Raw genomic sequence first — 11,644 nt, forward strand, 5'->3', positions numbered from 1 at the left:
ACCATGAATGATCCATGGCTCTTGTTTTCGCGTTGCTCTACCTAAAACACTCACCATGAACAAGCTTAGTTTATTGAATAACGATAAATCAAAAATCTCTCATTTGGATTATGTTTAGATTCCGGTAATAAGACCTCTTTCGTCAATTCAAAGGCAGTTTGATTTTCTAAAAAATAAGTATAATCCTCTGATGGATAATATAATATTAGCTCGATGTTCCGTTTACATTTTTCCACAGACAACAGGATATTGTTGATAACCTTCATAAAGATTTGTATTGAAAACGGATTGAAAAAATAAAACCGATTGTCCGCTGGATCAATTTCGTATTCTTCAGCTAAACAACAATGAAAGTGAATATCATCTTTTCTATTTTTGAATTTCTTTCCATACCTCTGAAGATTTTCAAGCGCTTCTGCATAATATCCTTCATTCATTTCCACCCCAACCGCTGTAGAATGGAATAAATAATTTGTAAAAAAGTTTAATCTACCTTTTCCACACCCAAAATCAACTAGCCTGTCACTGCTTTTCAGTTCATATTGGTTAAATAATAGGTCAAGTGCACTGTATGGAGTTGATTCATATCGATGGTAGTGAAAGGATTGATTGAAGCCCTTTTGATCCCCACATGTCCTAATATTTAATAATCCGTCAAAATAACGTTCGTTCATAAAAATGATCTCCTATTCTAACAACATTACCTATTTGAAATAATTTACTTTTTACCCATATTTGGCTATAATTAAATAGTTATAAACTCCTACTTACAACTGCTTTTCTACAAAACTTCTAAACCATCATCTTGAATTTCGTATATATTAAAATGTACATCATATACTCTCATTGCAACAGGAAAAGTATCCATCCAATGGCACTTACTAAAAAATCGCACCCTCTACATGCATGAATCAATTTCACCCTAATGATGACTAGTCAAAATATTTATAAAACAATTCGCTAAACGGAGAATACAATAATTCCTGCTATTTTTTTATCATATGATTCATTATAAAGTGAAACTTCAATCAGTGGGGGTTTTCCGACACACAGGACGTGCTAGCGTCGACAAAGACATTAGGACGTGGCGATCTTAGTTGGCCTTCATCCCCCACTGATTGTTAGTTGAACCAATCGGGCCTTTACGGGCTGTTGATCCCCCACTTAGAAATTTTTATTTTACGCAACTTCTTGAAGTGGGGGTCTTACAGCCCGTTAATCTGCGATAAAACAAAAGGGGATAGTGATATGGATTTTAAAAACATGACTGTAGGTGAACTAAAGGCAGATTTGATTAAAGATGCCAAAAAAGGATACCCTTTCTTACTCGCGGGAGCCTTCTATTGGTTAGTTATGGGAGGATTGGGCTTTTTCATAGAAAGCCAACAGCAGCTCGCTCTTTTCTACCTGATTGGTACATGTAGTATTTTCCCATTGGCTATTGCTATCGGCAAAATACGTAAAATCAATCTTTTAAGTAAAAATCCATTAGGGGCTTTAGGAGGAATTATAGGAGGCATTCAAGCATTTTACATACCGGTTTGGGTGATCATTTACATTGAACAATATGAATTAATCCCAATGGCCATAGGTATTTTAGGAGCCTCACACTTTTTGCCATATTTATGGATTTATCAAAGTAAAACGTACGGAATTTTTACCATTGCAATGGCTGCAGTCTCTTTTATTTTCGGTTATGTCTTTATTAATCATGCATTTATGCTACTGCCATTTTTACTATGTATACTATATCTTCTATCCGTTATTGCCCTGTCGTTTGAGACAAAGTCATTTATCTCTATTGATGAAAGGAAGGGGATTGGCAAATAACAGTAGATCTATATAAAACAAAAAGTGAAGCTGCATCTAATGGATATCAGCTTCACTTTTTCTATAAACTATTTTCCAATCAAACTATATACAGAAGCTCCAACTAAATCCCCAGCCTCCTTCAAACGCTCAACACTAATATATTCGATTTTATCTTGTGGTGTGTGATAATAAGGCTCAAGGTTTGCAGTACCAGGCTCACGGCGAATGAAGTTAACAGCTGGAATCCCCGCATCGTGGAAGGATACGTGATCGGAAGCCCCGCGCTGATAGAGAACTAATTCAGACGGTGTTCCAATTCTTTCAGCTGTCGCCAGCGCTGTTTCCGTTACGATGTTTGCCTTGCCATCAACGGTATTCATATAGATGGCTGTTGCATTTTCCCAGGAGGTTCCGACCATATCCATGTTGAAGTTCGCAACGCTCCGCTCAACCTCATTCTGACTTAGCTGACTTACATAATAGGCGGATCCGACAAGGCCAATTTCCTCCGCACCAACAAAAACAAACCTCAATTCTTTATCGATCGGATAGCTTTTTAACACTCTTGCCAGCTCTAAAGCAGTAGCTGTACCAGACGCATTGTCACTGGCACCCGGTGCAAATGGAACACTATCAAAATGGGCAGACACGTGTACAATGTCGTGGTTTTTTCCTTTTTGAGGGGTTCTTGTCGCAATGATATTTTGTGATTTTGCATTTGCAATCCGTTTCACTTTTAATGTCACCGTTTTGTTTTGGGCAGCAATATCTTGAATTAGTGCTTCGCCGCTTGCTTTTGAGATCCCTCCAACAGAAATTGTCGTATCTCCACCGATGGAAGGATTTAATGGTCCAGGGGAATCCACATTATTATAAATCAGCACTCCGATAGCACCAGCAGCTATAGCGTTATCGATTTTTTCTTTAAATGTGATGTCGCCTCTTGAGATTAGAGCTATCTTTCCCACTGCCTCCTGTGTAAAATCGTCTAATTTCCCTAACCCAGCATCGTAAAGACTTGCAGTGATCCCTGCTTCAGGAGTATCCGCTGAACCGGCAGGGATACTAACCATGACTTCATTTTGATCGCTAGTCTGTAAATGCCCTGTCATTTTATCAGGAATCCTGAATTCTTGTGTCGTTACTTCATATCCGTAAGAAACCAAACGATCCTTAATAAACTTGGCGGCTCTCTGCTCACCTTCTGTACCCGTTACACGCGGGCCAATCGTTTCGGATAAATAATAGACATCTTCATACATACGCTCTGCACTAACTCTAGCAATAACCTTTTGATCCAATGCTTTTTCACTTGGATGAACAACGTGATTAGGTGCAGCCTCTGCTGTATTGGCGGAATTCATAGGAGCAAGATACAAACTTGAAGTGACTAAAAGAGTAGAAAGCAAAATGGAAGAGCCTTTTTTCAAAACAAAAACCTCCTTATGATATGATTTCACAAAAGGAATTCGCTTTTATTTCCTGCAAACCTTTTCAAAAACGAAAAACGAAACTTTCAACCTAGCAATATTTCAATTTACTAGGTCCTTAATAATGAATTATTTTAATAGACATAAGTCTTAAGACCATGAATAATTTGAAGGGCGTCTTTGCTTATTTTTCAACAAAAATAACCCAAAGCATATGCTCTGGGCTATTTCTTAAAGCGATCTTCCTCTTTCATTCCTACTTCACTGTTTCTGGTACAGCTTGAACCTCGATCATCTCTTTGCGCCGCTGTTTCCTAGCCGCTCCAATACTCAGTGCCTTTACTGAAAATAAACGGTAAACGGCCGGTATAAGAAGTAATGTAATAAAAGTCGCGAACATTAAGCCGAAAATAATAACTGTGGCCATTGGCGCCTGATAATTACCCGAAGTGCCTGATGCAAGCGCTAATGGAAGCATTGCGCCAGCTGTTGTTAAGGTTGTCATGAATATTGGACGAATACGGTTTTTACCTGCTTCAAGAAGTGCGTCTTCAACAGAGAAGCCCTCTCTGCGAAGCTGTTTTGTACGATCAATTAACAGAATAGCGTTGTTTAAGACGATGCCAATTAACATGATGACACCCATTCCTGACATTAGATTTAGCTCCATCTGAGTGATAAATAAACCTAGAATGGCGCCTACAATCGTCATCGGAATCACTGACATGACAATGAGTGGGTGGCCTAAATGATTGAACTGAACCGCCATAACTAGATATACCAGGAAAAGAGCAATTCCTATTACAAAGACCATTTCCATCATTAATTCCTGCTGTTGTTCCAGGTCCCCTGCAACTGATACTGATAAACCTGCTGGGGCCTTGAAATCCTCGATTAATTTCTGGACATCTCTATTGACCGCTCCAAGGTCCTTTCCTTCAATATCGGCAGAAATGGCGATAAACCGTTCCCCGTCTGAGTGGGAAATCTCATTTGGCGTATCCACGCTTTTCAATTCAATGAAAGCAGATAATTTTCTCTCCCCTTCTATGGTTGGTACCTTCATATCCAGCAAATCCTTTTTCGTTGCGGTCTTTTGATCCCATTTTACAAATAAAGGCATCTTCTCTTCGTTTATCGACATTTCACCAATAGGCATTTGTAAAAACGACTGCTCAATGAATTGTTTAATTTGAAGTTGGGAAAGTCCAGCCTTTTCAATTTCATCCGTTTTTAAAACAATGACTTCCTCTTGGGACATCCGCTCCATTGACGTTCTTACGCCAACAATGCCATCAATCCTTTGCAGCTCTTCCTTAAAGTCACCGGCTGTTGCTTGCAGCTGCTCTATGTCTTCTCCTTTTATTTTCACTTGAACAGGTGATCCACCGCCACTGGATAAGGCACTTTGAATACTTTCAATTGGATACAAATCCTGCATCTCCCGCAGTGTCTTCAAGATTTCTTCATTTACTTCCTTTTGTTCCTTTTTTATCTCATCGCCTTTTGTCATATTGATGATACTGTACAGCATTCCGCCATTATCAAGTACATAACTCGTATCTACATCCTCGATGGCACTCAGTTTTTCATTCATCGTTTGAACGATTTCGGCTTTTTCTTGATTTGTAATACCTGGTTCTAGATCAACCATTAGCTCCGAATATCGGTTAAACATATCAGGCATAATCGTCATTGGGATCTTTGTTACTAGTAATAATGACCCTGCAAACATTAGGAAAAAGAGAGTAATGACACCGAGACTGCGGCGCTTTTTCTTGATGGTCCAGGAAACAGCATGGCTATACCCCCGCATAAACATTCCTTCTTTAGCTGCTCCCTTTGTCTTTTTAAGCTTCATAAACTTATCGGATAATGAAGGAATTAATGTAAAGGCCACAATCATGGAGCTGATTAATGTAATGGCAACTACTACTGAAAGCATGATCATAAATTGACCCATTTCGCCGCCGATCATTCCAATTGGAAGGAATACGACAATGGTCGTTAGAACCGATGCAATTACGGCCGAAGCAACTTCCTTTGTTCCCTCTAAAACCGCATCAAACTTGTTCAAACCTAGTTCTTTCTTTCGATAAATGGATTCTAGGATAACGATGGATGAATCAACCATCATCCCAATTCCCAATCCAAGTCCAATTAAGGTTAAAATATTAAAGCTATAGCCAAACATCCACATCGCTGCAAAGGTTAATAATACGGATGTTGGGATGGAAATACCGATAATGATAGTAGCCCTCAGATTTCTAAGGAAAATGAGAAGAATGACTGCAGAGATTAGCCCGCCAATAAGGATATTGTCTGTTACCCCATCAATCGATTCCTGCACATAGTCTGCCTGTGCAACCATTTCATTTAATTGAAACCCTGTAACTAAACCTTCATCCCGAATTTTTTTAATTTCCGCCCGAACTGCTTTTGCCATCTCAATTTGCGTTACATCTGCAGCCCTGCCAACCTGGATAAAAATAAGATCCTTCGTTCCATCTTTCCATACAAATGATGAACTTTCCTTAGGCTGCAGGGAAATCGCTGCTACCTTGTTAAGCTCAATAAATCCTGATTGAGTAGGAATTTTTAATCCCTTTACATCATCAATATTTTCTAATTTCGTATTCCATCGCAAAGAAGGTGAGTCCTTTTCATTATTAAGTACGCCCAAAGTAGCTTCATTATTGGACATCTGGATGGCACCAATTACCTGGCCTGCCTCTAACCCATGCTTCAGCATTTCTGCACGATCAAATTCAATTGTCACTTCATGCTCCAACATTCCAGAAAGCATTACGTCACGTACCTCTGGAAGCTCTTCTAATCTAGGCTCCAATACGTTCTTTGCAAATCCTGTCATGTCCCCCATGCTGCCGCCAGAAATATCCATGAAGAATTCATAGCTCTGACTTGCGCCGTACTGACCAGCATCCATTTCCTTGATTCCTGGATTTTCGGCCTTTGCAGCGTTAACAATTGACTCTACTTCCTTAAATACCTCTTCCCCCCGTCCCCGCTCAAAGGTCATCCGCAGGGAGCTCCTGCCTATCATAGTAGTCGATTGAATATCTTCGACACCGTCAATTCCTTTTATTTTCTGCTCTAATGGAGTTGTGATTGTCCGTTCAACTTCAATTGCAGCCATTTCTCCCGCACCAACTTCAACATAGGCACCGTCCATACGGATGGCTGGCATTAATTCCTTATCTAATTCGAATAACGAGTAGCTTCCAATGGCTAAAACCATCACTGACAGTAAAGCAATTAACATTTTCCTTTGTACAATAAATTTCAATAATTTCAAGCCTGTTCTCCTCACTCTCTCCTTTACCTTATAGGGTTAAAATAGACTTGGAGATTTTAACACAATTAGGTAAAAGTTAACATTTCATTATGTTACCATCTTACCTACATTTCCACCCTTTCATAACGAGCCTTAGACAGATATTTTTCTAAGTCTACAGTCTTAGAGGGAGTAAACATTTAGTCTAATAATAAAAAAGAGAGCCTCGAAAAAGTCGAGTGCTCCCAGCAGAATGCTTGTCCTATTGAAAAATTTTCGTGAATTGTAGAAAATACACTTTTGGATATTGATCATTTAGATGGTTATATTCTTGAGGAACTTCAAATTCATGTAGGTAAATTATGAGGCTATCGATGCAGTTGTGCCTTCATCTTGACGATGTCTCTTTCGTTTTTAACAGCCTTTTCCCAGATTAGATCTTGGTCAGCTTGAATGACCATAAGCTTTTCCATTATTTCACTTCTCATCTGCTTTTGGTCCTCTTTAACCACACTTACTTCTTTTATCAGATTATTCAATTCTCCTTCTACCTTATCCAATCTCTCTTCTACCTTACTCAATCGAGCTTCTACCTTATCCAATCGACTGTTTGTACCGCCTACCATAGTCATTAACGTAGTAAGCATATCCTCGAATTTATCGAGACGGCTTTCATCCATTACATTCACCTCCATTTCCTCATAGCTATATTATGTCATAGTTTAATTTTTAATAGGAGAGATTTCAAACTGTAAAAAAGGTCAAAGCACTCTTTTAAATAGGAGCTTTGACCTTCTATATTCAGCTTATTTCCGCTCACTTCTATGAACAGCTCCGTCTTTAAGCCCTAGCCAAAAAGCTGCCACTAGCGCCAAAGCCACCACAATAAATGGTGCATAAAAAATAAAAAAGTTCTCCATATTCACGAATCCTCCTTCATGACTCTTCCTCTAACATAATTTTTATCAAATAAAAACAGCCTTAATAGAAGCCATAAGGATGGAACGAGTAAACAAAGCCCAGCAATAAAGGCAACTATTAGCGAAAGCGCCATCGCTTCATTTGTAAAACTGTCATAAATAGTTAAGTGTGGATACAGAAGATATGGATAATGAGATATTCCGTATGCAAAAAAAGCCAAGGTAAATTGTCCTGCTAATAATCCGAAGGCAAGGCCATATTTCTTCCGCTTCCAAATTAGCCACACCGTTCCGATAAATAGGATAAATGACAGTCCAAGCAGCCACCAAACATCTAGCATTCGTGCATAATGCTCAGCATTATGGGCCCGCAGTTCTACAATAATTCCAGCTGCTGTAATCATTAATGGAGCTGCCCAGATTAATGCATACTTTCTTAATAACTCAGTTGCATTCTGATCCTGTGCTTTATTCGCATACCATGTTAAAAATACAGCAGATATATAAAGAACAGCTGCTAAACTAAGCACAACAATGCTCCATGTAAGGGGGCTAGTAAACAGCGCCCAGTAATCGAGCACAGGATGATCATTGACCATTGTAACGAAGCCGCCTTCTGAAATAGTTAGCACAATGGAAAGGGATGCTGGAATAAACAAGCCTGATAAGCCGTACATAAAGGTATATCCCCTATGGCCCCTTGACCCATATGTCTCAAAAGCATAATAGGATCCTCGAATCGCGATCAAAATAATGGAAATACTCGCTGGAACAAGTAGAATCGTGCCGTAGTAAAAAGCAGTTTTTGGAAAAAACCCAACCATGCCAACAAAAAAGAAGACTAGAAACACATTTGTGACTTCCCAAACTGGCGATAAATATCGTTGAATGATATTTGTTAAAATATGCTTGCGTCCTGTATACAAGCTATATGCGTTAAATACACCAGCACCAAAGTCAATAGAAGCAACGAGCACATACCCAAACAGAAATAGCCAAAGAACCGAAATTCCAATTACCTCAAGTGTCATGAATGCTCACCGCCCATTTCTGTATGCCGATCTTCCAGCTCTTTTTCCACTGGATTTCTTCTAAACATTCTCGTTAACACAACAATGCTTCCAATCCCTAGAATCAGATATAAACCAGCGAATAACACAAGCATAAGGTCTATTTGACCACTAGTTGTCGCGGCGTCCTCTGTTCTCAAAATTCCTCGCAGGACCCATGGCTGTCTGCCTACCTCAGCAAACCACCATCCCGCTTCTATTGCAATAACAGAAAGCGGCCCTCCTGCCACAATAAAGCCTCGGAACCATGTCTTTCTTACAAAAGGCCAGCCCTTCCATGTTCCAATAACATATACAGCCGATAGTACCGTCAGCCATACTCCTATAGATACCATAATGTCAAATAAATAGTGAATATAAAGGGGAGGAATTTCGTCCTCTGGAAATTGATCTAATCCGATCACTTCAGCAGATAAACTACTATGTGCCAGAATACTTAATGCAAAGGGAATTTTAATGGCATACTTAACCTCTCCATCTTCTAGAACTCCGAATAAATATAGCGGCGCATTTTCTTCTGTTTCAAAATGCCATTCAGCTGCCGCTAATTTCTCCGGCTGGTACTCAGCTAAATATTTGCCTGAGAAATCACCAATAACTGCGGATGCAATGGAGAATATGAGGCTTAGCTTCATCGTTAAATAAAGCGCCTTTTTGTGATAGATATGGCTTGATCCTTTAAGTAGCCGGAATGCAGCTATCGCAGCTAGAACAAAAGCTGAAGTCATGTAAGCAGTTGCCAAAACGTGAGCAACCTTTGTTGGCATTGCAGGATTAAACATCGCAATCAGCGGGTTAATATTGATCAGTTGACCACCAACGATGTCAAACCCTTGCGGAGCATTCATAAACGCATTCACAATCGTGATAAAAACAGCTGAAAAGGACGCTCCGACAGCAACCGGTATTAATAACAGCAAATGCTTCTTCTGATTCTCAAATCGATCCCAAGTATACAAATAGATCCCTAAAAAGATGGCCTCAAAGAAAAACGCAAATGTTTCCATAAATAGTGGCAGAGCAATCACATTTCCTGCTAACACCATAAAGTTTGGCCATAAAAGCGAAAGCTGCAAGCCAATCGCAGTTCCAGTTACAACTCCAACAGCAACAGTAATGACAAACCCTCTAGCCCACCTTCTTGCCAGTAAAATATAATGTTCATCATTTTTCTTAATACCAATCCACTGGGCAATCATAATCATGAGCGGAATCCCTACACCGATTGTGGCGTAAATAATATGAAACGATAATGTCAGCTCTGTAAGTACCCGGCTAAAAAATACAGCCTCCTCTTTTCCCATTTCCTAATCGCCTCCTTAACTGCCAAATACTCTTCCTAATAGTGATAGCAGCATGATCCCAGCAGCTGAAAAAACTACCCACATCAATATTTTTTCTTGCTTTTTATACATGATCACCACTCCTTACCCTTATCTTACATGCAGACCCCTCTGCAAACTCGACAACTTTCCAATGCATTCATAATATAAATGTGACAGACGATAACATTTATGGAATAATTGCTCCAACCATAAGATTCCCCTTCATAGCCATGTATTAAACAATTGAATGAAAAATAAATAAGCCCCCACTGTTTGTGGAGGCTTCCATGTTACTGTTATTTCCTTTTTCGCCAGTAGTATGCACCTAATTGAGCAAAAACTCCTAACCCAATTCCCATAAACACCCACATAAATAAAGAGATAAGTCCCGCTAAATCTCCCCATCCAGAAGAGTCACTAAAGAAAAGGCGATACATTTCAATAAATCCAATGATGAGACCAGCCAGAAAGAAGATAAGTGCTATTTTGAAACCAAAGCGCACTAATAATAATGCGATCAGTCCAACCGCCAACGAAAACCCTAAATAAGCAGCCAGGTTTTTAACATTTAATTCGGAATCTAAAACCNNGTCTAACCCCTACTATATGTAAAATAAAAGAAATAACTGACACCAATAATCCAATCTTCCAGTAATATTCTTTTTGAGCCTTGAACATTTGAATCTCCCCATCACTTATCATTGTTATTCTTATTTTACCATCAATTATCAAACAAAACAGGCCTGCCCCTTAAGAGACAGACCTTTCCATTCAAAATGTGAATGAACCCGTATTATTTTTTGTTTTTCTTCTTCGTCATTCTTCCTAATAAGAATGCTCCCGCTGCTACACCTAGTACGGTGTTCGTTTTCTTGTTAAACACTTGTTTCGCAACTAGGTTTAGGTTTTGCGGTCTTTCCGCAAGACGGCGCATGAAGTATCCATACCAGTCATTGCCGAATGGCACATACGTACAGAAGTTATATCCCTCTTTTGCCAGTTGTAATTGCATGTCTTTTCTAAAGCCATACAGCATCTGGAATTCATATTTATCATTTGGAATATCATTCTTTTTAACGAATTCCTTCACATGATTAATAATATTATGGTCATGTGTGGCAATGGATGTAAATTTTCCATTTAATAAATGATATTCGATCAGCTTAATAAAGTTTTTATCGATGTCTCCTTTATCTTGGTAGGCAACTTGCTCAGACTCTTTATAAGCGCCTTTTACGATACGAAGACGGTAGTTTTTGTACTTTTGGATATCTTCTTCTGCACGGAAGAAATAAGCTTGGATAACCGTTCCAATATTATTATATTCCTTGGAAAGTTCGTCCAATATGTCAAACGATGGCTGAAGATGTCCATAATCCTCCATATCAAAGTTGATATGCATATCATACTTACTTGCTAAGTCGACAATTTCTCTTAAATTATTTAAGCAAAAGTTATAATCAATATCTAAGCCTAATTGTGTAGGCTTTAATGAAATATGAGCATCTACTTGATTTTCATGTATCGCTTCAATTACCTTTAGAATTTGTTCCTTCGCTTCTGTTGCTTCTTCCTCTTTAAATACAAATTCACCTAAGTTATCTACCGTACACGAGATTCCGTGTGCATTGAGTTCTTTAATACTTTTGATCGTTTCTTCTATATTTGTTCCCGCTACAACAGTTTGCGCACCCAATTTTAAACCATACTTTTTTGCAGCACTATTAAGAAACTGGTTTTGAGAAAGGCTCATGAAGATATCTTTTAACATAGTGATTACTCCTCATTGTTA

Annotated in this window: 10 protein-coding genes; 1 reads left to right on the forward strand and 9 read right to left on the reverse strand. The window is 38.9% G+C overall.

Annotation, left to right across the window (positions count from 1 at the left end; translation table 11 throughout):
- Nucleotides 1-65 precede the first annotated feature (65 nt).
- Nucleotides 66-674, reverse strand: coding sequence for an SAM-dependent methyltransferase (locus tag V7164_RS22910; protein WP_335346407.1), 609 nt, complete (start codon nt 672-674; stop codon nt 66-68).
- A gap of 574 nt (nt 675-1,248) precedes the next feature.
- On the opposite strand from V7164_RS22910, the gene V7164_RS22915 reads away from it, so the two are divergent.
- Nucleotides 1,249-1,830, forward strand: a complete 582-nt coding sequence (locus tag V7164_RS22915; RefSeq protein WP_335355323.1) for a DUF7010 family protein — start codon at nt 1,249-1,251, stop codon at nt 1,828-1,830.
- A gap of 68 nt (nt 1,831-1,898) precedes the next feature.
- Here the strand turns inward: V7164_RS22915 and V7164_RS22920 are convergent, their stop codons facing one another.
- The 8 genes from V7164_RS22920 to V7164_RS22950 form a co-directional block, all read right to left on the reverse strand.
- On the reverse strand, nt 1,899-3,242 hold the full coding sequence (locus V7164_RS22920; RefSeq protein ID WP_335346405.1) for a M20/M25/M40 family metallo-hydrolase: 1,344 nt from the start codon (nt 3,240-3,242) through the stop codon (nt 1,899-1,901).
- A 256-nt stretch (nt 3,243-3,498) separates the two neighbouring features.
- Complete coding sequence (locus V7164_RS22925; protein WP_335346404.1) at nt 3,499-6,558, reverse strand: efflux RND transporter permease subunit; 3,060 nt, start codon at nt 6,556-6,558, stop codon at nt 3,499-3,501.
- Between the two features lie 347 nt (nt 6,559-6,905).
- Nucleotides 6,906-7,217 (reverse strand): hypothetical protein, encoded by a 312-nt coding sequence (locus tag V7164_RS22930; protein ID WP_335346403.1) that lies wholly within the window; start codon nt 7,215-7,217, stop codon nt 6,906-6,908.
- A 126-nt stretch (nt 7,218-7,343) separates the two neighbouring features.
- On the reverse strand, nt 7,344-7,457 hold the full coding sequence (cydS, locus tag V7164_RS25755) for a cytochrome bd oxidase small subunit CydS (RefSeq protein ID WP_438824742.1): 114 nt from the start codon (nt 7,455-7,457) through the stop codon (nt 7,344-7,346).
- Nucleotides 7,458-7,459: 2 nt separating this feature from the next.
- Nucleotides 7,460-8,488, reverse strand: coding sequence for a cytochrome d ubiquinol oxidase subunit II (locus tag V7164_RS22935; RefSeq protein ID WP_335347026.1), 1,029 nt, complete (start codon nt 8,486-8,488; stop codon nt 7,460-7,462).
- Complete coding sequence (locus V7164_RS22940) at nt 8,485-9,831, reverse strand: cytochrome ubiquinol oxidase subunit I (RefSeq protein WP_335347027.1); 1,347 nt, start codon at nt 9,829-9,831, stop codon at nt 8,485-8,487. The genes V7164_RS22935 and V7164_RS22940 overlap by 4 nt, the downstream gene beginning before the upstream one ends.
- Nucleotides 9,832-10,148: 317 nt before the next feature.
- Complete coding sequence (locus V7164_RS22945) at nt 10,149-10,385, reverse strand: hypothetical protein (protein WP_335355324.1); 237 nt, start codon at nt 10,383-10,385, stop codon at nt 10,149-10,151.
- 260 nt (nt 10,386-10,645) lie between these two features.
- A complete protein-coding gene (locus V7164_RS22950) occupies nt 10,646-11,623 on the reverse strand; it encodes a proline dehydrogenase family protein (protein WP_335347029.1) in 978 nt (325 codons plus the stop codon).
- Between the last annotated feature and the right edge of the window lie 21 nt (nt 11,624-11,644).

It is taken from the genome of Bacillus sp. JJ1474, assembly GCF_036965225.1.
Classification (GTDB): domain Bacteria; phylum Bacillota; class Bacilli; order Bacillales; family Cytobacillaceae; genus Cytobacillus.